The following is a 25,535-nucleotide window of genomic DNA, read 5'->3' on the forward strand; positions in this document are numbered from 1 at the left end:
CCCTCTCAGACAGCCCGGTAGTAGGTGTACAGCCGGACGTCCGCGCCCGGCCGCTCCCCCGCCGCCGCCTCGTACGCCGCCAGGTCCGCCCACTCCGCGAGCTCCACGGCCGGGCCGCCGTCCGTGCCGGCGTGCACGTGCGCGGCCAGCGCGCCGGGCCGCGGCTCCGGGTCCGGGGTGGCGAGCGTGGTGACGGCGAGGATCCCCGCCGCGCTCGTCGCGTCCGTCACGACGCTCCGGTGCAGCCGCGTGCGCCGAAGCCCCGGCCGCTCGATCCCGGGCACGAGCCGGTCGACCCGGCTGATCACCGCGGGCCGCAGCGCCCGCGCGAACTCCAGATGCTCCTCGTCGCTCCTCCACTGCGCGTAATGCAGGATTCCGGTGCCGTCGACATCGAGATACATGTGCTGAGCGAGATGCCCTTCGGGCTTCGCCCCGGTCGTCCACTCCTCGGCGATGGCCTCGGCGGCGGCACGCGTGCGGTCGGGGGTGCCGGTGCCCCAACGACTGAGCAGGAAGGTCCCGGTGCGGGGCCGGATGATCTCGTGGAGGCGGGGGGTGGGGTGCTTGATCGTCATGCTTGAGGACTTTGATTCCTCAAGTGGGCTTGAGGTCAAGAGGGGGCTGCCCGGGGAGGGGGCACCTCGCGCCTCCGGCCGACAGCGGCACGGTTTCCAGTAACGGAAACTCGAAACCCTTGCCGCCACCCCACGGGGACCGAGAGCATCGGACGCGTCACTACCAGTGGCCGCATCTGGCTCGACAAGGCTCACGGCCTGGCAGAGGGGTATCAGTGAAACTGACACGTCTGGCTGGCGGTTGCGACGATGGCGACTGTCCGACGCTCTACCTCACAGACCGGGGGACGGTCGCAGTGCAAGGCACCCTGATGGCCGACCACGGATTACAGATCCCGCCCGACGAGACCATCGCGGAAATCCCAGTCGAACTGATCCGAAAGGTGATCCGTGACAACCTCATCCAGGACACTTACTGAGTGGTTCTCAGCCTTCGAGGAGGAGGCGTTCCGCCTGGAAACCTTGGACGACTACAGCAAGTCGGGTGGCGTCGAGGCTTATCAGGCGTTCCTGGCCGGTGCGGAGCCGCCCGAGTCGTTCAGGTCGGCGGACTGGGTCACAACGGTTCGGAACGCCACAGATGCCGGCAAGCGGATGTACCGGGTGCACATCCTGGCCCGGCCGCTCACGGACTACCTCCGATTCGAACTCGCCTGGGGGTACTGCCGCAACCTTCAGGCCGGTGAGGAATTCTTCATTCTCGACACCACCGAACAGGAGAATCCGATCCCCGACGCACCGGACTTCTGGATGTTCGACAACCGGACGGTGGCGTCTATGAGTTACGCCGACGGAAAGTTCCTCGGGGCCGATCTTCATGGAGATGAACGGCTCCCCGAATTCACGTCGTATCGCGACAACGCCATGGCACACGCCGAGCCCTTTACGGAATGGTGGGCAAAGCACGGCAAGTGAATCGCTCTGAACTCGGTGCTGCGCTGCGGGCACTACGGGAAGCCTCCGGAATGGAGGCCAAGACCGTGGCCCGCAGCGCCGCCATGTCCAGGTCCAAGCTGTCGAAGATCGAGAATGGCAGCGCGGCCCCCAGCGTCGTGGACACCGAGCAGATCCTCACCGCTCTGGGCGTATCAGCCGAAGTGAAGGCCGAATACATGGCCGCAGCTCGGGCAGCGGCCACTGAGATCACCGCATGGCGCCTCTATCGCAGGCTGGGTTTCCACCGCAAGCAGCAACAGGTGCAGGCACTGGAGTCACAAACGACTGTACTGCGCCTGTTCCAGCCATCACTCATCCCAGGATTGCTCCAGACACCCGAATACGTACAGGCCGTACTGGGCCGGAAGGGGATGGGAGAGGAGCAGTTGGCTCGCGGCATCGGCGCCCGACTGGCCCGTCAGAGCGTCCTCTACAACACTGCCAAGACCTTCCGGTTCGTCATCACCGAGCCGGTTCTTCGGTGGCAGATCGTGCCACCGCTGGTGATGGCCGGACAGTTGGACCGGGTCATCTCCGCTTCTCGACTGCCCAATGTGGATATTCGCGTGGTGACACTGGCAGCACCACAACATGACTTCCCAAGTCACTCCTTCTCCATCAAGGACGATCGGTTGGTGACGGTGGAGACAGTGCATGCCGAGGTAGTTGCCACGGATCCCCGGGACATCGCGCTATACGTGAGCAAGTTCGACGGGTTCGAGCGAGAGGCTGTTTCCGGCATCGAGATGCGAGCCCTGGTGGCCGGCATCCGGGACGAGTTCTTGCGGGAACAGGAAACCCTCTAGGAATCAGTCCCGTTGCGAGAAATCCTGGCCCACGGATCGACCGGATCCCATCGACCAGGAGGCGCTCCATGCGGAACGAAACCGACCTGTACGGCCTGCCCCTCGAAGGCGCCCAATTCAGCAAAGCATGCGGCGGCAACACGCACCCGGACGGCGAATCCTGCGTAACCCTCGCCCGTATCGGCACGGACGCCTACGCCCTCGGCGACAGCAAGCGACCCGGCGCCGAACCGCTGAGGTTCACCGCCGCCGAACTGGACGCCGCCGGTATCGATCCCGCCCGCTTCGGCCTCTCCGCCTGATTCTCCGAACGGCGGCCACCGCCACGACCGGTGGCCGCCTCAAGTCCGCTTACGCAGGAGAGCAGTTGCACTTCCATGGCTACCTCTGGGCCGGTGACAAAGCGGTCTTCGACAAGGAAGGCGCCCGGCGCCCGGAAAGCCCCGCGTTCGCCCTGTCCGAGACACCCCCGATGCAGACCGCCCACTGGCTCCTCAAGCCGGCCCGGATCGTCCGGGGAACCTGGGCGGACCCCCACGAGGCGAGCACCTGGCTGGGAGAACGGCTGACCGCCGCCCTGGGCGGCCGCTTCCCCGACACGGAGACCGCCGTCGCGGAGCGCCTCGCCGGAGGCGGCGACGTGTCGTACGGCCACTACCTGGCCCGACCGTCCTTCCTGTCGATCGCCGTGGTGACCTGCACGCCCAACTCTGCGTGCCCCGACCTGGGATGCCCCATCACCTCAAGGTGAGGAGCCCGGCTTCCGCATCCGGGCCGTGCCGGACGCGAGATCGATACCAGCCCTTTCTGAAGGAGACTGCCTGTGTCCGTGGATGGTTGTGAGCCCGTCCTCGTGGACGGTGACGAATGGAAGGCGTACTTCCGCAACTTCAAGCGCTCCGCGTTCCGGTTGGAGGTCCATCAGGTCTACACCATGCCCGCAGAGGCCGAGTCGGTTCGCGACTTCCTTGCCGGTGAACCCAAGCCGGAGGGCTTCAACACCGCCTGGCACCGGACCATCCAAGGGCACGCGGCAGCGGGCCGGAAGATGAAGCGCGCCAAGGTGGTCCGCAGGCCGCTCACGGACTACAACCGGTATCTGTTCGCGTGGGCCATCCCCGGGAATGTCGAAGCCGGCGAGGACTATCGGATCGTGGATCTGACGGACCAGGCCAACCCCGGCCTGCCCGACCAGGACTTCTGGCTGTTCGACGAGACGACGGTGGTCCATCTCAACTACCGGCCGGACGGCACCCAGATCAATCGGGAGCTGATCCAGTCGCCGGACCTCGGAAAATACCTCGCGTGGCGAGACCTCGCCCTGGGGCACTCCGCTCCCTTCAGTGACTATCGAACCTGACCACCAGGCAGGCGAATGAAAGGACCTCGCGGAGGTTCTACGGGGCCTGTCCGATCCGCCGACTACGTAGCCGGATCGGGCAGGCGGGCGAGCAACGCCTCACGGATCGCCGCCATTCCACGTTGTGTGGCCGCCACCGCGCCGGACGTGTCGTCGGCGGATTCGGCGGATTCCACGCGGCAGTCCCGGCACGCGGTCTCGTCCGCGACCGGACGGATCATGCGGCCGCAGCCGCCGGAGCAGGCGCGCAGGGGCTGCGGGCGGGGTGCGGGTTCGGGTGCCGGGTTCGGCATCTTGCGGGTCAGGCGGTCGCGGAGGAGCCCGGCTGGGGAACGGATGTGGTCCGGGAGGCCGTCGGTCAGCTCGGCGCGGAGTTGCTTCACCGTCGCGCCGCGCAGCAGCCACTCGCCTGCCAGCGGGGCGAGCCGGGCCACGTCCCGGGCGGTCAGCCTCAGTCGCCTTTCGGCGTACGCCACGGCGGCGAGCGCCTGCGCGCCTCGCTCGGCCAGCGGGTGGGGAGGGTGGGAAGTCTTCTCCTCGGTCTTTTCTTGGGAACGGCCGACGGACCGAACCGCCGGTTCACCGACAGCCGGTTCCTCGCCCGTCGGCCGCCCGCCGTGCACCGCCGCGGCCTCCTCCGCCGTCAACGGCACGTTCGAGACCAACTGGGGCCTCGACCACCGGCCGTCCCGTCCCTGACAGCGCCACTCGTGGACGTACCCCTCGGCGATCAGCTCCCGCTTCGCCCGCATGAAAGCCGTCTTCTTGATTCCGGCGCGCTCCGCGGTCTGCGAAAGCGACTGATCCACGCCATCCGGCAGCGAGAGCTGCCACGTCAACAGGCGCACGGCTTCGGCCGACAGGCGCGGATGACGGATGATCTCGTTCGACACCTGCGTGAAGAAGCCCGCAGGGGCGATAGCATGCTTCAACATTCTGGGGACTCCGATAGCAGGTCCTCGTGGGTGTAGACCCCCGACCGGTGCTCCAACACCGCCGGGGGTCGCTTGTTCACGGAACGTACCGCAAGGATGTGCGCGTGGGAGGAGTTCTCCCGAAACGTCCCCCGCAGGTGTTTACAGGCGGAACTCTTCATGCGGGACCGCCCGGTTCCAGACAGCCTCGAACGCCGATGAGCAGAGCTTCACGACCGCTGGTTCATCGCGCATTTCTCCGCCCATCGACGATCCGTCGCCGGTGAAGTGATTGAACCTCACCAGGTGGTCGTCGAAGACCCAAAAGTCGTTGCCGGGAAGGCAGAGGTCCGAAGCGCGCCGTCTGGGCAACCAGCGGACGCTCTCGCCTGCCGCGATGTTGGTGAACGAGCCGCTGTGCTCGAACCTGATGTATTCGCTGACCGGTTCGGAGACGACGCGGGCGCGGCGGATCACCACCCCGCGGTCGACGGTCTCGGACACGAGATCCAGCCAGGGGCGCCACCACGACGCGCGGTCGGCGGGATCCAGGCGGTGTCCCGCCTTCCAGGCGGCGAACCCGGATTCCTCGTAGTCCACCGCGTACGAATCCCGCATCTCCAGGTGGACCGCCGACCGTTCGCACCCGTGCAGTAGCTCGTCAAAGCCGGGCACGTTCCGCAACATCACAAGACACCCTCTCCGGATCACGCCTTGGCGCGCGCGACCTCTCCGGCCCGTTCGGTCAACTCCCGTACCGCGACGTTCTTTCCGTACGACCGAATACGCCGCCGCATCGTCGCGAAGTGCTCGTCACCCCGCGCCGTCGACAGTTGGGCGTAGTCGTCGAGGAAAGCGTGCCAGGTGGCGCAGGCGGCCTCCAGATGTCCCAGCTCGAACTGGCGCTGTGCGAGCAGGGCGTTGGAGTGGACGCGGCCCTGGCGCTCCTGCCGGGGCTGGACCTTGAGGGATTCGCGCAGGGCCAGCACAGACCCTGCGAGATCCTTGCATTCGTAGAGCACGTGGGAGACGTGGAACTGGTACGCGCTGGCGTCGTAGCCGCCGATCGCCTCACGCCGGGAGTCCGCCTTCGACAGGGCCGTCTCCGTCTCGTGCAGCCGGGCGAACGCGGTGTGCCGGTCGCCGGTCATCGACGCGGCGTGCGCCTGCTGCCCGGCCAGGAAGGCCCGCAACCGGGGCCCGGCTTTCGGTGATGCCTGCGCGGCGGCGTCGGCGAGCTGCAATGCCTTGGCGCCATGGCCGAGGTTCGATGCCTGGAGGCTCATTCCGCGCAGGGTGCGGCAGTACGTGATGTGGTCCTCCGCCGCCCCCGCGAGCTTCAGGGCCTTGACGTAGTAGCGCTGCCCGAGGCCGTGTTCGCGCTCGTACATCGCCATCCAGCCCGTCAGGTACACCAGGTCGGAGGCAGCGGACAGCATGTCCTTGCGGACCTTCTCCGGGGCGGACGCGCTGAGGTACGAGGCGACGGTATTGACCAGAAAGGCCGCCGCCATCGGGCGTGCGTGCCCGCCGCCGAGCTCGTCGAGGATGTCGGCGATCTTCTCCGTCATGGTGCGGACGGTGGCGACTTCGCCCTCGCCGATGCGTACGGTGCGGCCGGTGGCCGTGTGGTCCGTACGTCCCGCGAGGTCGGGGAAGAGGGGAACTGCCAGAGCCGCCGAGTACACCCCCGCGGTGAGAACGCCCCTCCGAGAGGGGTCCATGTCGGCCCGTCCGACGTCGATGAGGTCTTCGAGGTCGCTCCCGCCGCGATCCGTCCCGGGACCTGCGAACCCGGCCTCGGCACGGGTGACCGGCCGCTTCAGGCGACGGGCCAGGGCTTCGAGCACGACGGGCCGGACCTCTGCTCGCGGCATCGTGCCGGAAAGCCAGTGCGAGACGGCCGACTGGTCGTAGCGCAGCGTCAGTCCGGCCTCGGATCCGATGCGGTTCACCGCCATCGCGAACTGGGTCCGCGACCATTTCGCCTGGCCCAGCAGGCTCGCCAGTCCGGCGTTCGGGGTGCGTGGGCTTGTCGCCATGCTTCAACTCCCGCCGACTTTCATGGCTTTCACGTTCACGCCTCCCTCTCACGGTACCGGCTGGACCCCTTGCCGTAGTTACCTCGACGTGCGATCCGATCTTCGCGAGGGAGACAGCAGCATGGGCCCCACCCGGACGACTCCGGAACCCGTTCGCCTCACTGCCGGGATGCGGCACGACCTGACCCGGGCCGTCGGCCGCGCGCTGGCGCCGTCCGCCGTCCTGCCGCGCGCCGAGGACGTGGAGGAGCTGACCGTACGGCTGCGGGGCTACGCGATGTGCCTCGTGCCGGAGATCGAGGACCGTGTCGGCGGCATGGAGCGAGGTACCACCGAACGGTGCGAGGCCACATCAGCGCTGGACGACGCGCGACGCGCGCTCGGCGCGGGGCCGGGTGTCGGGTTGCGGTCGGCCTTCGGCCACATGCAGGAGCTCGGCCGCGTCTGCCACCGCCTGCGCTGCCACTTGCCGCTGGGGCGGATGAACGGCTCCGAAGACTAAAGCGCCGCCCGGCTCCCCGTGCTCACCGGCGTCGTCGCCGTCGACGCCTGGGACGCCGCCGTCGCGACCTGGTCCGCGGTGAGGGCGTAGCCCGTCTCCGGGTCGGAGGTGGAGCGGGCGAAGACGACGCCGTAGACCTTGCCGGAGGGGGTGAGGAGGGGGCCGCCGGAGTTGCCGGGGCGGACGGTGGAGCGCAGGGAGTAGACGGTGCGGGTGGTGACGCCGTCGCCGTAGATGTCCTGGCCCTTGGCGCGGACCTCGTTGGCCACGGTCGCGGCGCGCAGGTCGAGGCCGCCGTTCTCGGGGAAGCCGGCGACGACGGCCGCGTCGCCGCGCTTGGCGGTCTTGTCGAAGGGGAGGACGGGGGCGTCGAGGCCGGGTACGTCGAGGACCGCGACGTCGGTGCGGGGGTCGAAGAGGACGACCTTGGCCTGGTACGTGCGGCCGACGCCGCCGACGCGCACGGTCGGACTGGTCACCCCGGCGACGACGTGGGCGTTGGTCATCACGTGGTGCGCGGCGTAGACGAAGCCGCTGCCCTCCTGGCCGCGGCGGCCGTCGCGGACGTCGGCGACGCCTTCGACCTTGACGACGCTCTCGCGGGCGGCGCGGGTGGCGGCGCCGGTGACCGCGTCGCCGGAGGGCTTGGCGACGCCGGTGGCGGGTTCGTTCTCGAAGGGGTTGAAGACCTGGGGGAAGCCCGCGCCGGCCAGGGCGTCGGTGGTGCGGCTGAACCAGGTGGGGGCCTGTTCGGGCATGGCCTTCTGGACCGCGCCGAGCAGGGTGGAGTCCTTGATCTCGCGGGTGAGCAGCGTGGAGTTCGCCGAGACGAGGACGCTGGCGGCGACCCAGCCGACGAGGAGGACGGCCAGGGAGTTGACGGCGGCGCCGCCTATGCCGTCGATGCCGCGCACGGGTGCCCAGGTCAGATGGCGGCGCAGGCGCCAGGCGAGGTGCCCGGCCAGCGCGTGCCCGATCGCGGCGGGGATCAGGACGACCAGGACGGCGACGACGGCCGCCGTCCCGGTGCCGGCGTCGAAGGGTTCCAGGGCGTAGGGCAGCGCCCAGACGCCGAGCACCGCGCCGCCGAGGAAGCCGGCGAACAGCACGAGGCCGGCGATCAGGCCCCGCCGGAAGCCGGATACGGCGTAGGCGAGGACGATCAGCATGAGAAGCACATCGAGCAGGTTCAACGCGGAGCCCTTTCCATCACACGCGCCCCCGATCGCGCCCACAGGTGTGTGGACTAGAGAAAACGCCCGTACGGGGACCAACGGTTCCCCGGCATGGCGCACACCACAGCCGGGCGGGCAGGCGGGCGGGAGCGCTCGGGGGCGCGAAGAGGCCCGGTGGTGGGCCCCCTGGTGCGGGGGCCCACCACCGGGCCGGGTCGTGCGGGGCGGCCGTCAGACGCGGACCGGCTCGCGCTCCTCGTCGGGGTCGACCGACGGGGCCACCAGCTGCTTCTGCAGCTGCTCGCCCTCGACGTCGACGTTCGGGAGGATCTTGCCGAGCCAGCCGGGCAGCCACCAGGCGGCCTTGCCGAGCAGGGCGAGGACGGCGGGGACGATGGCCATGCGGACGACGAAGGCGTCGAAGAAGACGGCGATGGCCAGGCCGAAGCCGATCATCTTGATCATCGATTCGGAGGAGCCGATGAAGCCCGCGAAGACGCTGATCATGATGACGGCGGCGGCGGTGACGACCCGCGCGCCGTGCTTGAAGCCGGTCACGATCGCCTGGCCGGGGCGCTCGCCGTGGACGAACGCCTCCCGCATCCGGGTCACGAGGAAGACCTCGTAGTCCATCGCGAGGCCGAAGACGACGCCGACCATGAAGATCGGCATCATGCTCATGATCGGGCCGGTCTCCTCGACGCCGAAGAGCGAGCCGAGCCAGCCCCACTGGAAGACCGCGACGACCGCGCCGAGGGCGGCGACCACGGACAGCAGGAAGCCGAGGGCGGCCTTGAGCGGGACGAGCACGGAGCGGAAGACGACCATCAGCAGCAGGAAGGCCAGGCCGACGACGAGTGCCAGGTAGGGCAGCAGGGCGTCGTTGAGCTTCTGCGAGACGTCGATGTTCATCGCCGTGGAGCCGGTGACGAGCACCTTGGCGCCGGTGTCCGAGGTGATCTTGCCGCCCTTGTCGCGGATCGCGTGGACGAGGTCCTCGGTCTGGGTGCCGGTCGGCTTGGACTTGGGGATCACCGTGATCGTCGCGGTGTCACCGGCCTTGTTGAAGTTGGCCGGGGTGACCATGGCGACGTCGGGCAGGCCCTTGATGGTCGTGATCACGGACTCGGCGGCGGCCTTGGGGTCGCTCGCCCTGGCCGCGTCGGTGACCACCATCAGGGGGCCGTTGAAGCCGGCGCCGAAGCCGTCGGCCAGCATGTCGTACGCCTTGCGCTGCGTGCTGCTCTTGGGCTGCGCCCCGTCGTCGGGCAGGCCGAGCTGGAGGGAGGCGGCGGGCACGGCGATCGCGCCCAGGCCGAGCACACCGGCGGCCAGCACCCAGACCGGCTTGCGCAGGACGAAGCGGGCCCAGCGGGTGCCCATGTTGGGCTTGTCCGTGGCCGCGGGACGGCCGTCGCGCTTGCGGTCCTTGCGGGCCAGCACCTTGCGGGGGGCGAAGCCGAGCAGGGCGGGGATGAGGGTGAGCGCGATGAGCACGGCGATGGCGACGGTCCCGGCGGCGGCCAGGCCCATCTTCGTCAGCATGGGGATGTTGACGACCGCGAGGCCGGCCAGCGCGATCACCACGGTGAGACCGGCGAAGACCACCGCGGAGCCCGCCGTGCCGACGGCCCGTCCGGCCGCTTCCTCGCGTTCGCGGCCCTCGGCCACCTCCGCGCGGTAGCGGGAGACGATGAAGAGCGCGTAGTCGATGCCGACCGCGAGGCCGATCATCATGGCGAGCGTCGAGGTGTTGCTGGACAGGTCGAGCACGGGCGCGAGCGCGGCGATCGAGGAGACGCCGATGCCGACGCCGATGATCGCGGTGAGCAGCGGCAGACCCGCGGCGACCAGCGAGCTGAAGGTGATCAGCAGGACGACCGCGGACACCGCGATGCCGATGATCTCCGAGCCGCCCTCGGGCATGGACTGGAGCGCGCTGCCGCCGGTCTCGACGGTCAGCCCGGAGTCCCGGGCGTGCTGCGCGGCGCCCTTGAGCGTGTCGCGCGAGGCGTCGGTGAGGTCCTGCGGCTTGGCCTTGTAGGTGACCGAGGAGTACGCGGTCGTGCCGTCCTTACTGACGGCGTTCGCCTTGAACGGGTCGGCCGCAGAGGCCACCTGGGGCCCGGCGAGCTCGGCGACGGCCTTCTCGACGGCGGCCTGGTTCTTGACGTCGGTGATCTTCTGGCCGTCGGGGGCCTTGAAGACGACACGGGCGCTCGCGCCGTCCGGGGTCTGGCCCGGGAAGCGCTGCTCCAGCAGGTCGAAGGCGGCCTGCGCCTCGGTGCCCGGGATGGAGAAGTCGTTGTTGGTGGACTTGGACGCGGTGGCGGCGCCCGCGCCGGCGAGCACCAGCAGCAGCACCCATATGAGGGCTGCGTACCAGCGGCGCCGGAAGGCGAGCCGGCCGAGTCTGTAGAGGAACGTGGCCACGAGGCGTTGTGCTCCCGTCGTGTCGAGATCTGGCGTAACAGGGCGTGAGGTACCGGCCCGACGACGAGAGCGGCGCGTCAGGTTGGGGGGTGATCGGATCAGAGGCCGAGTGCGGGGACCATCACGGCGTCGATGTAGCGGGCCAGATACGCGGAGTCCGCGGTCCGGTCCTCGATCAGGTGGCGGGTGACGAAAGCGCCGACCATCATGTGCCCGACGTAGTCGAGCGCGGGGTTGTCGGCGGCGAGCTCGCCCCGCTCGACCCCGCGTCGCATCACCGCGTGGAGCCCCTGGAGCTCGGGCTCGATCAGCAGTTCACGCAGCGCGCGGCGGAGGTCGGGGTTGGTGTGGATCGCGTGGCCCAGACCCCGCATCAGCGCGGCGTCCTTCTCCATCTGCGCGTCGTCGGCGGCGCACAGCATGGCCTGGAGGTCACCGCGGACGGTGCCGGTGTCGATACTGGAGATCTTGACCGGCTTCTGGTGCCGCAGCGCGCTCGCGACCAGCTCGGGCTTGCCCTTCCACTGGCGGTAGAGGGTGGCCTTGCTGGAGTGCGTACGGGCCGCCACGGCGTCCATGGTGAGGGCGTCGTAGCCGACCTCGCGCAGGATCTCCAGGACGGCGCCGTAGAGCTCGCCTTCCCGTTCGGGCGTCAGCCGGGTGCGGCGTGGCAGCGTCGGCTCGGGTGGGTCCTTCGGCATGCGCCACTCCTTCCGGCTCACTTGAACGAAACGGTTTCGTACACGTACATCACGAGCGTACGTCCCGGCCCTGCGAAACGGCGTCGTTTCGATGGTGTTCTCCATCACGGACGGAATCACGGACGCAATCGCGGGCCGAATCACGGACCGAGTTGCCGTGGCCCCCCGGGGCCGAAACGATGAGGAGGTGAGTGATGCGTATCTGCGGTTCCCTCATCTGCACGGCGATCTGCTCTGCTTCACGGCCGAGGACGACCTCTGGATCGCCCCCCTCGACGCCGACGGCGCGAAGGACGCCGCTCGCGCCTGGCGGCTGACCGTCGACCGGACCCGGGTCGGGCACCCCCGCTTCTCCCCCGACGGCCGGCACATCGCCTTCACCACCTGGCGCAGCCTCGACCCCGAGATCCACCTGGCCCCCGTCGACGGCGGGCCCGCCCGCCGGCTCACCTACTGGGGCAGCACCGACGCCCGCGTCTGCGGCTGGGCGCCGCCCGACCAGGACGGCCACTGCGACATCCTCGCCGTCTCCTCGCACGGCCAGCCCTTCTCCTACTTCTCCTGGGCCTACCGGCTGCCCACCGACGGCGGGCCCGGCGGGCGGCTGCCGTGGGGTCCCGCCTCGGACATCGCGATCGGCGGGACGGAGTGCCGGACGCTGCTGCTGACGGGCAAGCCGCCGCACGAGCCCGCCGCCTGGAAGCGCTACCGCGGCGGCGCCACGGGGCGGCTGTGGCTGCACGGCACCCGGCTGGTGCCGGACCTGCGCGGCCACCTGGACTCGCCGATGTTCGTCGCCGACCGCGTCGCCTTCCTCTCCGACCACGAGGGCGTCGGCAACCTCTACTCCTGCCTGCCCGACGGCTCGGACCTGCGCCGCCACACCGACCACGGCGACTTCTACGCCCGGCACGCGTCCACCGACGGCTCGCGCGTGGTCTACCAGTGCGCGGGCGAGCTGTGGCTGGTGGACGACCTCGGGCCGCGGGGCGTCCCGCGCAGGCTGGACGTGCGCCTGGGCGGGCCGCGCGCCGGACGCCGCCCGTACCAGGTACAGGCCGCCACCAACGTCGAGGCGCTCACCGTGGACTCCACCGGCCGCGCCAGCGCCGTCGAGGTGCGCGGCAGCCTCTACTGGCTGACGCACCGCGACGGACCGGCCCGGACCATCGCCGACACCCCGGGCGTACGGGTCCGGCTGCCGGAGATGCTCGGCTCGACCGGCCAGGTCGCCTATGTCACGGACGCCGAGGGCGAGGACGCGATCGAGATCGCGCAGCTGCCGCGCGCCACCGGGCCCGCCGAGCCGCGGCGGCTGGCGGCGGGCCGGATCGGCCGGGTGCAGGAGCTGATCGCCGCCCCGGACGGCGAGCGGCTGGCCGTCGCCGCGCACGACGGGCGGCTGCTGCTCGTGGACACCTCCCCCGAGGGCGAGGGCGAGGTCCAAGAGCTCATCCGCTCCGCCAACGGGCCCGTGCGCGACCTGGCGTTCTCCCCCGACTCGGCGTGGCTGACCTGGTCGCACCCCGGCGTCGGCCGCTCGCTGCGCCAGATCAAGATCGCCAGGCTGTCGGACCGGACGGTCGTCGACGTCACCAACGGCCGCTTCGAGGACGAGCAGCCCGTCTTCACCCGCGACGGCCGCTATCTGGCCTTCCTGTCGTGGCGCGGCTTCGACCCGGTCTACGACGTGCACACCGGCGACCTCTCCTTCCCGCTGGGCTGCCGCCCCTATCTCGTGCCGCTGTCCTCGGCGACGCCCTCGCCCTTCGCGCTGACGACGGAGGGCAGGCCCGCGGCCGGAGGGCTCGACTCCGACGACAGCGGCAGCGCGGAAGGGGCGACGCTCATCGAGGTGGAGGGGCTGGAGAGCCGGGTGACGCCCTTCCCGGTGGCCGCCTCGAAGTACTCCGCGCTCGAACCCGTCAGCGGCGGCGGCCTGGTGTGGCTGCGCTGGCCGATCTCCGGCGCCCTCGGCGAGACCTTCGCCAACCCCGCCGACACCTCCGGCCGCCCCACGCTCGAACACTTCGACCTGGCCAAGGCCAAGCGCACCGAACTCACCAGCTCCCTGGACTGGTTCGCGGTCAGCGGCGACGGCACCCGCCTGGTGATCAACGACGAGGGCGAGCTGCGGGCCGTGCCCTCCGGTGACGTCGGCGACTCCGACTCGACCGTCTACATCGACATGCGGCGCATCCTGCACGACGTGGACCCGGCGGCCGAGTGGCGGCAGGCGTACGAGGAGGCGGGGCGGATCGTCCGCGCGTACTTCTGGGAGCCGGGGATGTGCGGCATCGACTGGGACGCGGTCCTCGCGCAGTACCGCCCGCTGGTCGAACGCGTCGCCTCCCCCGACGACTTCGCCGACCTGCTGCGCGAGCTGCTCGGCGAGCTGGGCACCTCGCACGCCTATGTGGTCCCCGCCCGCCGCAACGAGGGCCCGCCGCACTACCAGCGCGCCATCGGCCTGCTGGGGGCCAACCTCGTGCACGACAAGGACGGCTCCTGGACCGTGCGGCGCATCCTGCCCGGCGACTCCTCCGACTCCAAGGCCCGCTCCCCGCTGGCCGGTTCGGGCATCAGGGAGGGCTCGGCGCTCACCCACGTCGACGGGCGGCCCGTGGACCCGGTGGCGGGCCCGTACCCGCTGCTGGCCGCGGCGGGCGGCACGACCGTCGAGCTGACCTTCCGGCCCGCCGGGCCCGAGGGGCACCCGCGCCGCGTCGCCGTCGTCCCGCTGGTCGACGAGCGGCCGCTGCGCTACCAGGACTGGGTCGCCAAGCGGCGCGCGGTCGTACGGGAGCTGAGCGGCGGCAAGTGCGGCTACCTCCACATCCCCGACATGGGCGGCTCCGGCTGGGCGCAGTTCAACCGCGACCTGCGGATGGAGATGTCCCGCCCGGCGCTGATCGTCGACGTGCGGGGCAACGCGGGCGGCAACATCAGCGAGCTGGTCGTGGAGAAGCTGACCCGCACCATCGTCGGCTGGGACCTGACGCGCGGCGCGCAGCCGGTGTCGTACGCGAGCAACGCGCCCCGCGGCCCGGTCGTGGCCATCGCCGACGAGATGACCTCCTCCGACGGCGACATGATCACCGCCGCCTTCAAACTCCAGGGCATCGGGCCGGTGGTGGGCCTGCGCACCTGGGGCGGGGTCGTCGGGATGACCGGCCGGCACCGGCTCGGGGACGGCTCGTCGATCACCGTGCCGATGAACGCGGCGTGGTTCGACGCCTACGGCTGGGGCGTGGAGAACCACGGCGTCGAGCCGGACATCGAGGTGGACCGCACCCCGCTGGACTGGGCGGAGGGCCGCCACAAGCAGATGGACGACGCCGTACGGCTCGCGCTCGACCTGCTGGAACGGCACGGCTGCGCCGAGCCGCCGGACTACTCGGACGCGCCGGACCGTCGGCGGCCCCAGCTCCCGCCCAGGTAGGCGAACCGGACCTGGGGGCAAGCCCCCAGACCCCCAAAGCGGCTTCGCCGCTTGTCCTCAATCGCCGGACGGGCTGAGATCAGCCCGTCCGGCGATTGAGGACGCGGCCGCAGGCCGCGCGCGGGGCCCGGGGCACCCCCGGAAAACAACGAAAGCGGGCCCAGGGGGGAACCCCGGACCCGCTCTGCCAGGCGCAGCCGACTAGGTGAGGTCGTCGTCCTGGATGTCGTCGAAGGACTGCTGGCCCTGCTGCCTGGCCTGCTCCGCGCGCTGGCGCAGGCGCTCCTGCTCGCTCTGGCCGCGCTGCTTCGCCTCGTCCTGCTTGCCCTGCATCTTCTGCTTGGCCTGCTGGGCCTTGGCCTGCATCTCGTCCTTGATGCCCATGCTGTTCACTCCTCGTGGGGGGTGTGGGAGGGCGTTGAACCGCCCCCGGAACAGCGTGGCACGCACCCTCACGGCCCGCATATCGTACGACTACCCTCCGCTATCGCCCTGCCGCGCCCTCTCGTCGGCCGCTCCCCCGGCACCCACAAGTCCCGTGCGCCTCCCGGACAGTTCGGGTCCGAGACGGCGCATCTCGCGGCGGCCGCCCACGGCGATCAGCGCGGGCAGCAGGCCGCGCACGGGCTGCAGCGCGCGCAGCCACCCCTGTGCGTAGACGTGCGCGGAGCGCCGTTCGATGCCCGCGACCAGCCGGTCGACGGCCGGGCCGAGGGGGTAGGTGCGGTTCGCGGGCCACGGCAGCCGCGTCCGCGCCTCCCGCATCACCGGGTCCTCGTCGGCCCCGCGCACCATGTCGGTGTCCGTCCAGCTCAGATAGCCGACGCCGACCCGTACGCCCCGGTGGCCGACCTCGGCGCGCAGACAGTGCGCGTACGCCTCGACGCCCGCCTTCGACGCGCAGTACGCGGTCATCATCGGCGCCGGGCTGATCGCCGCCAACGACGCGATCTGGAGCAGATAGCCGCGGCTCTCGGCGAGTACGGGCAGGAAGGCGCGGCCGGTGACGGCGCTGCCTATGAGGTTGACCTCGACGACGCGCCGCCACGCCCCGGGGTCGGAGCCCTCCAGCGGGCCGCCGGAGGCGACGCCCGCGTTGGCGACGACGATGTCGACCTTGCCGAACCGGGCCTTGACCTCGCGGGCCACCCGCGTCATCGCCCCGTGGTCGGTGACGTCGGCGTACCAGTGCGCGGCGTCCTCGTGGAGCGAGGACGCGACGCGGCGCAGCTCGTCCTCCTCCAGGCCCACCAGCGCGACGCGGGCGCCGCGTGCCGAGAGTTTGCGGGCCAGTTGGGCGCCGATGCCCCGCGCGGCACCGGTGACGACGGCGACCTGTCCCTCCAGCGGCATGCGGTTCACCGGGCGGCCTCCGCGGCGGAGCGAGCGCGGCCGGCGGTGCTCGGCACGCGCAGCACCTGGTACTCGCCGAGGTCCACCTGGCGGGTGGCCTTCCGGAACTCGGCGGTGGAGCCCGGCCAGGCGGTGGTGTTGCGGCCGCCCGCGTCGAGGTACCAGCTGTCGCAGCCGGTGTTCCAGACCGAACGCGCCAGCCGCGCCTGGAGTCTGCGGTTCCAGGTGCCCACGGCGGACGGGCGGGCGTCGAGCGCCGCCTTGTGCGAGGGGCCGCCCAGGACCTCCAACTGCCGCATGTAGTCGATGAGGTAGTTGAGGTGCGATTCGATGATGAGGATCATCGAGCTGTTGCCGAGGCCCGTGTTGGGGCCGATGATCTGGAGGAAGTTGGGGAAACCGGCGACGGTGGCGCCACGCAGCGCGGCCATGCCGTCCTTCCACTCCTCGGCGAGCGTACGGCCCTCGGCGCCGGTGACCAGCCGGCCGATGGGCTGGTCGGTGACCCGGAAGCCGGTGCCGAAGACGATCGCGTCGGCCTCCGTCTCCGTGCCGTCGGAGGCGATCAGCGTGGAGCCGCGCACCTCGGCGAGCCCGGCGGTCACCAGGTCCACATTGGGGCGGGTGAGCGCGGGGTAGTAGTCGTTGGAGAGCAGGATGCGCTTGCAGCCGATGCGGTAGCCGGGGGTCAGGGCGGCCCGCAGCGCCGGGTCCTTGACGGCCCTGTGCAGGTGGGAGGCGGCGAGCCGCTCCAGGATCCGCAGGTCGGACGGCCGCTTGGTGAACATCCCGACCTGTAACTCCCTTATCCCCCACAGCAGTCCGCGGCGCAGCAGGCGGGTGGCGGGGACCTTGGCGTGCAGCCACTGCTCGGCGTGGGAGATCCTGCGGTCGGCGCGCGGCACCACCCAGGCCGGGGTGCGCTGGAAGAGCGTCAGCCGCCGTACCTCCGGCTGGATCTCCGGCACGATCTGGATGGCCGAGGCACCCGTGCCGACCATGGCGACGCGCTTGCCCCGCAGGTCGTAGCCGTGGTCCCAGCGTGCGGAGTGGAAGACCTTGCCGGGGAAGGTGTCCAGGCCCGGCACGTCGGGGACGCTCGGCTCGGAGAGCGGGCCGGTCGCGGAGACCACGACGTCGGCGGTGAGCGGGCCCGAGGCGGTCTGAAGCTCCCACAGCAGCCGGTCCGCGTCCCAGCGCATGTCCAGCACCTCGGAGTCGAGGCGCAGGTGGGGACGGATGCCGAAGGTGTCGGTGACCCGCTCCAGATAGGCGCGGATGTGGGGCTGGCCGGAGAAGTTGCGCGGCCACTCGGGGTTGGGGGCGAAGGAGAAGGAGTAGAGGTGCGAGGGCACGTCGCAGGCGCAGCCGGGATAGGTGTTGTCCCGCCAGGTGCCGCCCACGGAGCCGGCGCGCTCCAGGACCACGAAGTCGGTGATCCCTTCGCGGCGGAGCCGCACCGCCGCCCCCAGCCCGCCGAATCCGGACCCGATCACCGCCACCCGTACGTGCTCGCGCTGGCGCTCGCCCTCGGCCATGCCGCCGCCTCCCGAAGCCGCTCCATCACGCCAGCGTCCACTGGCACAGTCGCGAGAGTAAGCGAGCGCTCACGCGAGCGATAGGGGTGCGCGGCGGGTAAGTTACCGGGGGTTGCGGGTAGTTGGGGGGTGCGGGTCGTCGCTCCTGCGGCGGGCTTTGTTCCCCACCCCGCCCCTTCCCGAAACCGGGGGCTTCGCCCCCAGACCCCCGGGGGTGCGCAATTCAGCCCGTCCGGCGATTGAGGACGCGGCCGCAGGCCGCTCCCGCCGCAGGCGGCAACGGACCTGCACCCGACAGCGGCGAGCAGCCAAGGCCCCCGCCGACTACACGGCGTACGCCACCGTCACCGGCGCATGGTCCGACCACCGGAGGTCATGGCTCGCGGCCCGCTCCACCACGGCCTTGCGCGCCCGCTCGGCCAGCGCCGGGGTCGCCACGTGGTAGTCGATGCGCCAGCCCGAGTCGTTGTCGAAGGCGCGGCCCCGGTAGGACCACCAGGAGTACGGGCCCTCGACGCCCGGGTGGAGGGCGCGGACCACGTCCGTGTACTCCGCGAAGACCTCGGTCAGCCAGGCGCGCTCCTCGGGGAGGAAGCCCGCGCTCTTGCGGTTGGCCTTCCAGTTCTTGAGGTCGGCCTCGGTGTGGGCGATGTTCCAGTCGCCGCAGACCAGCACCTCGCGGCCGTCCGCCGCCGCCCGCGCGCGCAGCGCGACGAGGTAGGGGAGGAATTCGGCCATGAAGCGTTCCTTCTCGTCCTGGCGCTCCGTGCCGACCTCGCCCGAGGGGAGGTAGAGGCTGGCGACCGTGACGCCGGGCAGGTCGACCTCCGCATAGCGGCCGCTGCCGTCGAACTCCGCCGAGCCGAAGCCGACGCGCACCGCGTCCGGCTCGCGCCGCGAGTAGACGGAGACGCCCGCGCGGCCCTTCGCGGCCGCCGGGGCGTGCACGGTGTGCCAGCCCGCGGGTTCGCGCACGTCGTCGGGGAGCTGGTGGGCCTCCGCGCGCACTTCCTGGAGGCAGACGACGTCGGCCCCGGTGGCGGCCAGCCAGTCGACGAAGCCCTTCTTGGCGGCGGCGCGCAGGCCGTTCACATTCACGGAGGTCACGGTGAGCATTCCGGCACGATACCGACTTCCACCACAGCCCTGCCCCGGGCGGCCGCCCGGCCGTACGATCCGTTGAATGCGCATCGTTCCCGTCGCCTTCGACCACCCGGACGCCGTGAAGCTCAATGACCAGGTGCAATTGGAGTACGCGGAGCGCTATGGGGAGCAGGGCGACATCACTCCCCTGGAGCCCGCCCATTTCGACCCGCCGCGTGGCCTATATCTCATCGCGTACGAGGACGACGGCACGCCGGTCGCCACCGGCGGCTGGCGCGCGCACGAGGCGAACAGCGAGGGGTACGCGGACGGGGACGCGGAGCTGAAGCGGATGTACGTGGTGCGGGGCGCGCGGGGGCGCGGTCTGGCGCGGCGGATACTGGCGGACCTGGAGGAGGACGCGACGGCCGCGGGACGGGTGCGGATGGTCCTGGAGACGGGGATCATGCAGCCGGAGGCCATCGCCCTGTACACGTCGTCGGGTTATGTCCCCGCGGTGCCGAAATTCGGCCTGTACCGCGATTCGCCGCGCAGCCGCTGCTTCACCAAGCCGTTGGGATAGCGCCAGGTCGGCGGGGCGGCGCCGCGCTCACTCGTCGTGCGGCGGACGGTTCGCGATGGCCGCCTCGACCACTTCGCGCACCCGGTCCGCCGGGTACCGCTCCAGGCCCGTGCCGAACGGTTCCAGCGCCGTGTCCAGGACGTCCGGGCGGTCCTCGCCGGCCTCGGCGATGAGCACCGTGCTCCCCGGCGGGACCTCCGCCGCCAGCATCTCGACGGCCGCGTTGGCGGCCGTCGCCTCGCGCGCGTCGCGCGCGCCCCCGATGAGGCCGCCCGCGCCGAAGCCGATCATGATGCCGAGCGGGCCGCCGAGGATGCCGACGAGCCCGCCGACCAGGCTGCCGACGGCGAAGCCGCGGGCCGTGCCGGTGTTGTCCTCACTGGCGGGGAAGTCGAGGTTGCCGTCCGCGTCCCGGGTGATCACCGTGGCCTCGCGCAGCTTGATGTCGCCGTCGGCGTACGCCTGGCGGAGCGCGTCGAGGGCGCCCTGGCCCTCGTGCGGGCCGTCGAGGTTCATGAAGAGGACGTGCTCGTCCATCGTGGCCGCTCCCGTGCGTCGGCGGAGGTGGTGGCTTCCACTGTTGCCCCTGCCGGGCCGGGCCGCACGTTCACGGGCTCCCGTCGGGCTCCGGCTCGCCCTCGCGCACCGCGGCGGTGAGGTCGAGGACCGCCTCCGCGCCGCCGCCCTCGGGGTTGGCGAAGGTCAGCGGGGCGCCCAGGACCCGTGCCTGCCCGGCGGCGATGGTCAGCCCCAGCCCGAGGCCGCTGCCGGAGCCCGTACGGAAGCGCTGCGGCCCGCTCTTGAGCAGCCGCGGCGGGAAGCCCGGCCCGCTGTCGCGTATGCGGACGACGCCGCCGTCGACCTCGGCGACGACCGGCGCGCCGCCGTGCCGGAAGGCGTTGGTGACGAGGTTGGCGAGGATCCGTTCGACGCGCCGCCCGTCGGTGCGGACGAGGCTGTCACGTACGACGCGCACGTCGACCGCCGCTCCGTCCGGTACGGCCGTGGCGCGCACCGCCCGGCGCGTCAGCTCGCCGAGCGCCCGTACGTCGGTCTCGGCGTGCTCGGCGGAGCCGTCGAGGCGGGCGACCTCCAGGACGTCCTCCATGAGCCCGCTCACCCGCTGGGCCCGTTCCCTGACCATGTCGGCGGGGCGGCCGGGCGGCAGGAGGGCGGCGGCGGCCACCAGACCGGCGACGGGGGTGCGCAGTTCGTGCGCGATGTTCGAGGTCACCTCGCGCTCGGCCTGGAGGCGGGCGGCGAGGGCGTCGGCCATGGTGTTGACGGCGACGGTCAGCCGGGCGATCTCGTCCCGGCCGCCGCGGGGTCGCAGGCGTGCGGTGAGGTCGCCCTGGGCGATCCGCTCGGCGGTGCGGGCGGAGGCGTTGAGGCGGCGGCCGGCCACGGTCGCGAGGCCCACGCCGACGACGCAGGCGAAGGCGGTGCCGAGGCCGCCGGCCAGCCAGAGGATCTCGTCGAGGTCCTCGAGGTTGCCGATCTGCCGGGTGTAGGGGTGCTTGAGGACGATGACATCGTTGCCGAGGCGGCTGCCCGCCCAGAGCGTCGGTTCGGGGCCGCTGCGGTCCAGATAGGTGGCGCGCTTGCCCCTGTCGATGGCCTTCCGCAGCGGCCCGGGTATCCGGTCGGGGTTGATGAGCGTCCGGGGCCGGTCGAAGCCCGCGGCGTGGTCCTCGACGGCCGCGCCGAGCCGGGAGTCGATGGAGTCGCGGGCGGTGTCGAGCTGGGTGAGGGCGGTGCGGTGGTGCACGACGAGGCCCATGATGACGGCGACCAGGGCGGCGGTGGCGGTGATGGCCACGCCGATCTTCGTACGCAGTCCCATGGTCCTCGGCTCCTCGGCGGCTAACGCTGGGGGACGTGGAGCCGCAGGTCGCGCAGCTCCGCTTGCTGTTCGGCCGGCAGGCCCGCGACGTCGACCGTGGCACGGCTGTAGTAGGCGGAACGGTCCTGCCGCACGAGGCCGCCGAGCGTGACCCTGGCCTCGTACGGCGTGGTGGCGCAGGCGGGCGCGCACCAGCTGCCGCCGACCTTGCCGGTGCCCTCCGCGGTCGCCCCGCCCCAGGTGCTCCAGCGCAGCCCGGTCAGGCGGACGGTGCCGGAGGCGGTGAACGCGGCGGGACGGCGCAGCGGGGGCCGGCCCGCGCCCTCGGACACGGAGACCGTCCCGGTGCCGGGCGAGGGGCTCGGCGCGGGGCCCGTCACCTTGAGCCCGCCCGGCTCGGCGCAGCCGCACAGCGCGCCCAGCAGCCCGAGGGCCAGGACGCCGAGTGTCGCGGTCAGTGGGCGCACCGTGCGCACGGGCTTCCTCGGGTCGGACGGTCGGGGGCGGCGTAGCAGGTCGGGGCGGCCCGACAGGGCCATTCGTGCCAAATGTAACCGGCGTGGCTGGATTGCCGACCGCGCCCTTGCCGTGTGGCGCTCGTCGGATCGTAGGATCACCGCGCTCAAGTGGTCCTGTCCGGTCGCCGCGGTGCCACGGTGGAGGTCACTCATGCATGTCGCCCGTCGTACGCTCCTGTGCGCTCTCGCCGGATCCGCCGCGCTCGGCGCGGCGGGGCCGCCCTCCGCGGCCGCCGGGGGCCGGGCCGGTGGTGGCTCCGGCGCCGCCGCGGCCCTCGCCCGGCTGCTGCCCCGCCACCACTCCCAGGTCGCCTTCCGCGCCGTGCCCCGCAAGGGCGGCGCGGACGTCTTCCGCGTCTCCGGCGGGCCGGGCACGCTCCTGGTGGAGGGCAGCACCCCGGCGGTGCAGCTCACCGGCTTCCACTGGTACCTCCGACACACGGCCCACGCCCACTTCTCCTGGAACGGTGCGCAGACCGCCCTCCCCGACCGCCTACCCGGCGTCCGTACCCCTCTGACGAAGGCCGCGAACGTCGCCCACCGCTTCGTGCTCAACGACACCAACGACGGCTACGCCGGGCCGTACAGAGGGTGGGACTACTGGGAGCGCGAAATCGATGTACTGGCGCTGCACGGATTCAACGAGGTGCTGGTCTACGCGGGCGCCGACGCCGTCTACCACCGGACGTTCGCGGAGTTCGGCCACAGCGACGCCGAGCTGCGCCAGTGGCTGCCCGGCCCCGCCCACCAGCCGTGGTGGCTGCTGCAGAACATGGCGTCCTTCGGCGGTCCCGTCTCCCCCGCGCTCCTGGACCGGCGCGCGGCCCTGGCGCGGAGGATCGTGCGGCGGCTGCGCGAGCTGGGCATGACGCCTGTCCTGCCGGGCTACTTCGGCACCGTGCCGCCCGGGTTCGCCCGGCGCAACCCCGGTGCCCGCACGGTCCCGCAGGGCGACTGGGGAGGCTTCCGCCGCCCCGACTGGCTCGACCCGCGCACGGCGCACTTCGGCCGGGTCGCCCGGACCTTCTACCGGGTGCAGCAGGAGCTGTTCGGGGCGACGTCGATGTACAAGATGGACCTGCTGCACGAGGGCGGCGACCCCGGGAACGTACCGGTCGGCGCCGCCGCGCGGGCCGTGGAGAAGGCGCTGCGCACCGCGCACCCGCACGCCACCTGGGCCATCCTCGGCTGGCAGACCAACCCGCGCCGCGAGATCGTCGACGCCGTCGACAGATCCCGGATGCTGATCCTCGACGGGCTCTCCGACCGCAACGCCGACGTCACCGACCGGGAGGCCGACTGGGCCGGCACGCCGTACGCCTTCGGGTCGATCTGGAACTTCGGCGGCCACACCGCGATGGGCGCCAACACCCGGGACTGGGCGGCCCGCTACGACCGGTGGCGCACGAAGAAGGGCAGCGCGCTGCGCGGCATCGCCCTGATGCCCGAGGCGGCCGACAACAACCCCGCCGCCCTGGCCCTCTTCGGCGACCTGCCGTGGACGGACGGGCCGGTGGACCTGCGGTCCTGGTTCGAGCAGTGGCCCCGCTACCGCTACGGCGCCGCCGACGCCCACGCCGTGCGCGCCTGGGACGTCCTGCGGCGCACCGCGTACGGCACCAGCCGCGCGGACGGCTGGAGCGAGCCCGCCGACAGCCTCTTCGCCGCCCGCCCCGACCTGGCCGCCACCCACGCCGCCGCCTGGTCGCCCGGGCAACTGCGCTACGACGCGGCCGAATTCGAACGCGCCCTGCCGGCACTCCTCGCCGTCGCCCCCGCGCTGCGCCGGAGCACCGCCTACCGCTACGACCTGCTCGACGTGACCCGGCAGTGCGTCGCCAACCGCGCCCGCCTCCTCCTGCCGCGCCTGAAGGCCGCCTACGACGCCGGGAACCGGGCCCGCTTCCGCGACCTGACCCACGAGTGGCTCGACTGGATGTCCCTGCTGGAACAGGCCGTGGCGACCGACGGCGACCACCTGCTGGGCCGCTGGATCGCCGACGCCCGCGCCTGGGGCACGACCGGCGCGGAACGCGACCGCCTGGAGTACGACGCTCTCTCCCTGCTGACCACCTGGGGCCCCCGCGCGTCGGCCGACCGGGGCAAGCTGCACGACTACGCCAACCGCGAGTGGTCGGGCCTGGTCGGCGGCCTCTACCGGCTGCGCTGGAAGACGTACTTCACGTCCCTGGACACGGCGCTCGCGACCCACCGCAAGCCGAAGCCGGTCGACTGGTTCACCCTGGAGGACCACTGGACCCGCGACCGCCCCGCCTGCCCGACGGAGCCGTCGGGCGACATCGTACGGATCGCCCGGACGGTGGCGGCGAAGCTCTAGCCCGCCCAACTCACGGCGCGCGCCCGGGCGTCCCCGGAAAAGCAGAGAACCCGTCCGATCGGAACGATCGGACGGGTTCTCGTCAACTGCTCCTGAGCGAACTCGAGAACAGTTGTTGCGGTGGACCTGAGGGGATTCGAACCCCTGACCCCCTCGATGCGAACGAGGTGCGCTACCGGACTGCGCCACAGGCCCTTGCAACGAGTGAAACTCTAGCACCTCCATCCGGGTGCTCAGAAATCCGCTCCCCCGCTGGTCAGCGACGCGGGCCGGGAAGGGGCCCGGAGGTCACTCGTTGGCCGCGCGCGGACGGTCGTCGTCGGCGTACTGGTCGAACAGCGGAGTGCGGCCGCGCTCGCGGGGACGGCGGCGGGGGCGGCCGGACCGGCGGTCCTCCGAGGGGCGGCGGCCGGTCGGCTCCGCGGTGCTGGAGCGGGCCGAGCTCCAGGTGTCCGGGGCGCCGAGGTCGACGCTGTCACCGGCGCGCGGGGCGACCGGCGCGGTGACGTAGGTCGGCAGCGGCACGGGCACCGGCTCCCAGCCCTCGCCCGTGCCCCGGTCGCGCTGCTGGTCGACCCACTCCGCGTGGTCGGTCTGCTCGACCAGCGCGCGGCGGCCCGCCGTGGCCGAGGGCTCGGCGGGCGGGGCGGGCGCGGGCGCCGGGTGGGTGACGGTGTCATCGAGGGGCGCGGCGGCGGTCACGGGGTCCGGCGCCGCCTGGCGAGGGCGGGGCCGGCCCTCGCGGAGCCGCTGCGCGGCGAGTTCGGCCCGGCGCTGGTCCATGGTGAAGGCGAACCGGCGGCGCTCCTGCGTACGGAGGTAGACGATGTACGCGCTGAGCAGCAGGGCGGGCGCGGCCGGGGCCCACAGGAACGCCAGCCCGCCGACGCCCGCGACGACCGCGCCGAGCGTGAAGGCGAGGAAGAGCACCACCGTGGTGCGGCGACGGCGCGCGAGCACCTTCGAGCGCCGGGCGCGCTCGGCGGCCGACAGGGAGGGATGGGGCACCCCGGGGGGCGCACCGGCCGGCGCCTGCGCGGGCGCGCCGAAGGGCCGGACGTCGACCGTCTCGGTCGGCGCTTCCGGCTCGGACCCGCGGGCGTCCACGGGGTCGCCCGAGTCCTGCGCGTCGTCGGTCGCGCGCCCTTCCAGACCCTTGGCGTAACGGCGCTCCATGCCCGCCCGTCCGGACAGCAGCCGGATGGCGGTGCTGAAGCGTTCCGTCGGACGGGCTTCATTGAGCTCGTCCTGCCTACGGAGCCACATCGGCACCAAGTAGGCGGCCCAGGCCCCGACGATGACTGCGTAGATGAGGCCGCTGCTGCTCACACTTCACACCGTAGAGGGGCGCACGCGAGGGATTCCGCCAATTGGCCCGGTGTGTCGCACG

At 71.9% G+C, this 25,535-nt stretch carries 25 protein-coding genes and 1 tRNA gene; 10 read left to right on the forward strand and 16 right to left on the reverse strand.

The genetic code is table 11. The annotated features are described in order from the left end of the window. Window positions 1-5: 5 nt before the first annotated feature. Window positions 6-578, reverse strand: a complete 573-nt coding sequence (locus DXZ73_RS19200; RefSeq protein ID WP_116212209.1) for a hypothetical protein — start codon at window positions 576-578, stop codon at window positions 6-8. Between the two features lie 215 nt (window positions 579-793). Between DXZ73_RS19200 and DXZ73_RS19205 the strand changes: the two genes are divergently transcribed. The 6 genes from DXZ73_RS19205 to DXZ73_RS19230 all read left to right on the forward strand — a co-directional run bounded on the left by DXZ73_RS19205 (window position 794) and on the right by DXZ73_RS19230 (window position 3,680). After that, on the forward strand, window positions 794-997 hold the full coding sequence (locus tag DXZ73_RS19205) for a hypothetical protein (protein ID WP_116212210.1): 204 nt from the start codon (window positions 794-796) through the stop codon (window positions 995-997). Next, on the forward strand, window positions 969-1,493 hold the full coding sequence (locus DXZ73_RS19210) for a DUF6879 family protein (protein ID WP_116212211.1): 525 nt from the start codon (window positions 969-971) through the stop codon (window positions 1,491-1,493). Before DXZ73_RS19205 ends, DXZ73_RS19210 begins: the two co-directional genes overlap by 29 nt. Continuing rightward, window positions 1,490-2,320, forward strand: coding sequence for a helix-turn-helix domain-containing protein (locus DXZ73_RS19215; protein ID WP_162890254.1), 831 nt, complete (start codon window positions 1,490-1,492; stop codon window positions 2,318-2,320). The genes DXZ73_RS19210 and DXZ73_RS19215 overlap by 4 nt, the downstream gene beginning before the upstream one ends. A gap of 68 nt (window positions 2,321-2,388) precedes the next feature. Beyond that, window positions 2,389-2,622, forward strand: a complete 234-nt coding sequence (locus tag DXZ73_RS19220) for a DUF397 domain-containing protein (RefSeq protein ID WP_116212213.1) — start codon at window positions 2,389-2,391, stop codon at window positions 2,620-2,622. 65 nt (window positions 2,623-2,687) lie between these two features. Then, complete coding sequence (locus DXZ73_RS19225) at window positions 2,688-3,071, forward strand: hypothetical protein (protein WP_116212214.1); 384 nt, start codon at window positions 2,688-2,690, stop codon at window positions 3,069-3,071. 72 nt (window positions 3,072-3,143) lie between these two features. Then, window positions 3,144-3,680, forward strand: coding sequence for a DUF6879 family protein (locus DXZ73_RS19230; protein WP_116212215.1), 537 nt, complete (start codon window positions 3,144-3,146; stop codon window positions 3,678-3,680). 62 nt (window positions 3,681-3,742) lie between these two features. Here the strand turns inward: DXZ73_RS19230 and DXZ73_RS19235 are convergent, their stop codons facing one another. The 3 genes from DXZ73_RS19235 to DXZ73_RS19245 form a co-directional block, all read right to left on the reverse strand. Continuing rightward, window positions 3,743-4,615 carry a hypothetical protein gene (locus tag DXZ73_RS19235; RefSeq protein WP_116212216.1) on the reverse strand — a complete coding sequence of 291 codons (873 nt, stop codon included), beginning with the start codon at window positions 4,613-4,615 and terminating at the stop codon, window positions 3,743-3,745. Between the two features lie 141 nt (window positions 4,616-4,756). Continuing rightward, window positions 4,757-5,281, reverse strand: a complete 525-nt coding sequence (locus tag DXZ73_RS19240; protein WP_116212217.1) for a DUF6879 family protein — start codon at window positions 5,279-5,281, stop codon at window positions 4,757-4,759. Window positions 5,282-5,301: 20 nt separating this feature from the next. Then, the gene (locus DXZ73_RS19245; protein WP_116212218.1) at window positions 5,302-6,636 is read right to left on the reverse strand and encodes a hypothetical protein; all 1,335 of its coding nucleotides are present in this window, start codon (window positions 6,634-6,636) and stop codon (window positions 5,302-5,304) included. A 121-nt stretch (window positions 6,637-6,757) separates the two neighbouring features. Between DXZ73_RS19245 and DXZ73_RS19250 the strand changes: the two genes are divergently transcribed. Further along, window positions 6,758-7,138: a DUF6415 family natural product biosynthesis protein gene (locus tag DXZ73_RS19250; RefSeq protein ID WP_162890255.1), complete on the forward strand. Its 381-nt coding sequence runs from the start codon at window positions 6,758-6,760 to the stop codon at window positions 7,136-7,138. Here the strand turns inward: DXZ73_RS19250 and DXZ73_RS19255 are convergent. The 3 genes from DXZ73_RS19255 to DXZ73_RS19265 form a co-directional block, all read right to left on the reverse strand. Continuing rightward, window positions 7,135-8,331 (reverse strand): MarP family serine protease, encoded by a 1,197-nt coding sequence (locus tag DXZ73_RS19255; protein WP_116212220.1) that lies wholly within the window; start codon window positions 8,329-8,331, stop codon window positions 7,135-7,137. The two genes, DXZ73_RS19250 and DXZ73_RS19255, sit on opposite strands and share 4 nt — an antisense overlap. 213 nt (window positions 8,332-8,544) lie before the next feature. Beyond that, window positions 8,545-10,746: an MMPL family transporter gene (locus tag DXZ73_RS19260; RefSeq protein ID WP_116212221.1), complete on the reverse strand. Its 2,202-nt coding sequence runs from the start codon at window positions 10,744-10,746 to the stop codon at window positions 8,545-8,547. A 98-nt stretch (window positions 10,747-10,844) separates the two neighbouring features. Further along, window positions 10,845-11,447, reverse strand: a complete 603-nt coding sequence (locus DXZ73_RS19265) for a TetR/AcrR family transcriptional regulator (protein ID WP_116212222.1) — start codon at window positions 11,445-11,447, stop codon at window positions 10,845-10,847. 187 nt (window positions 11,448-11,634) lie between these two features. On the opposite strand from DXZ73_RS19265, the gene DXZ73_RS19270 reads away from it, so the two are divergent. Then, on the forward strand, window positions 11,635-14,889 hold the full coding sequence (locus DXZ73_RS19270) for a S41 family peptidase (RefSeq protein ID WP_240351413.1): 3,255 nt from the start codon (window positions 11,635-11,637) through the stop codon (window positions 14,887-14,889). Between the two features lie 201 nt (window positions 14,890-15,090). On the opposite strand, the gene DXZ73_RS19275 is transcribed toward DXZ73_RS19270, so the two are convergent. The 4 genes from DXZ73_RS19275 to DXZ73_RS19290 form a co-directional block, all read right to left on the reverse strand. Further along, a complete protein-coding gene (locus DXZ73_RS19275; protein ID WP_116212224.1) occupies window positions 15,091-15,273 on the reverse strand; it encodes a hypothetical protein in 183 nt (60 codons plus the stop codon). A 90-nt stretch (window positions 15,274-15,363) separates the two neighbouring features. After that, window positions 15,364-16,251, reverse strand: a complete 888-nt coding sequence (locus tag DXZ73_RS19280; RefSeq protein WP_116212225.1) for an SDR family oxidoreductase — start codon at window positions 16,249-16,251, stop codon at window positions 15,364-15,366. Beyond that, window positions 16,248-17,780, reverse strand: a complete 1,533-nt coding sequence (locus tag DXZ73_RS19285) for a flavin-containing monooxygenase (protein WP_116212226.1) — start codon at window positions 17,778-17,780, stop codon at window positions 16,248-16,250. Before DXZ73_RS19285 ends, DXZ73_RS19280 begins: the two co-directional genes overlap by 4 nt. A 324-nt stretch (window positions 17,781-18,104) precedes the next feature. Further along, complete coding sequence (locus DXZ73_RS19290; protein WP_116212227.1) at window positions 18,105-18,896, reverse strand: exodeoxyribonuclease III; 792 nt, start codon at window positions 18,894-18,896, stop codon at window positions 18,105-18,107. A gap of 67 nt (window positions 18,897-18,963) precedes the next feature. On the opposite strand from DXZ73_RS19290, the gene DXZ73_RS19295 reads away from it, so the two are divergent. After that, window positions 18,964-19,446 (forward strand): GNAT family N-acetyltransferase, encoded by a 483-nt coding sequence (locus tag DXZ73_RS19295; protein WP_116212228.1) that lies wholly within the window; start codon window positions 18,964-18,966, stop codon window positions 19,444-19,446. A gap of 27 nt (window positions 19,447-19,473) precedes the next feature. Here the strand turns inward: DXZ73_RS19295 and DXZ73_RS19300 are convergent, their stop codons facing one another. The 3 genes from DXZ73_RS19300 to DXZ73_RS19310 form a co-directional block, all read right to left on the reverse strand. Beyond that, entirely contained in the window at window positions 19,474-19,983 is a 510-nt protein-coding gene (locus DXZ73_RS19300) for a DUF1269 domain-containing protein (RefSeq protein WP_116212229.1), read from the reverse strand. A gap of 70 nt (window positions 19,984-20,053) precedes the next feature. Next, window positions 20,054-21,289: a sensor histidine kinase gene (locus tag DXZ73_RS19305; RefSeq protein ID WP_116212230.1), complete on the reverse strand. Its 1,236-nt coding sequence runs from the start codon at window positions 21,287-21,289 to the stop codon at window positions 20,054-20,056. A gap of 20 nt (window positions 21,290-21,309) precedes the next feature. Continuing rightward, complete coding sequence (locus DXZ73_RS19310) at window positions 21,310-21,765, reverse strand: hypothetical protein (RefSeq protein ID WP_116212231.1); 456 nt, start codon at window positions 21,763-21,765, stop codon at window positions 21,310-21,312. 193 nt (window positions 21,766-21,958) lie between these two features. Here DXZ73_RS19310 and DXZ73_RS19315 point away from each other — a divergent pair, with 193 nt between their 5' ends. Further along, window positions 21,959-24,145 carry an alpha-N-acetylglucosaminidase gene (locus DXZ73_RS19315; protein WP_116212232.1) on the forward strand — a complete coding sequence of 729 codons (2,187 nt, stop codon included), beginning with the start codon at window positions 21,959-21,961 and terminating at the stop codon, window positions 24,143-24,145. A gap of 121 nt (window positions 24,146-24,266) precedes the next feature. On the opposite strand, the gene DXZ73_RS19320 is transcribed toward DXZ73_RS19315, so the two are convergent. After that, window positions 24,267-24,340, reverse strand: a tRNA-Ala gene (locus DXZ73_RS19320). A gap of 93 nt (window positions 24,341-24,433) precedes the next feature. Then, the gene (locus tag DXZ73_RS19325; protein ID WP_116212233.1) at window positions 24,434-25,474 is read right to left on the reverse strand and encodes a hypothetical protein; all 1,041 of its coding nucleotides are present in this window, start codon (window positions 25,472-25,474) and stop codon (window positions 24,434-24,436) included. Window positions 25,475-25,535: the final 61 nt, after the last annotated feature.

Origin of the sequence: Streptoverticillium olivoreticuli subsp. olivoreticuli (assembly GCF_003391135.1) — a bacterium.
GTDB lineage: Bacteria > Actinomycetota > Actinomycetes > Streptomycetales > Streptomycetaceae > Streptomyces > Streptomyces blastmyceticus.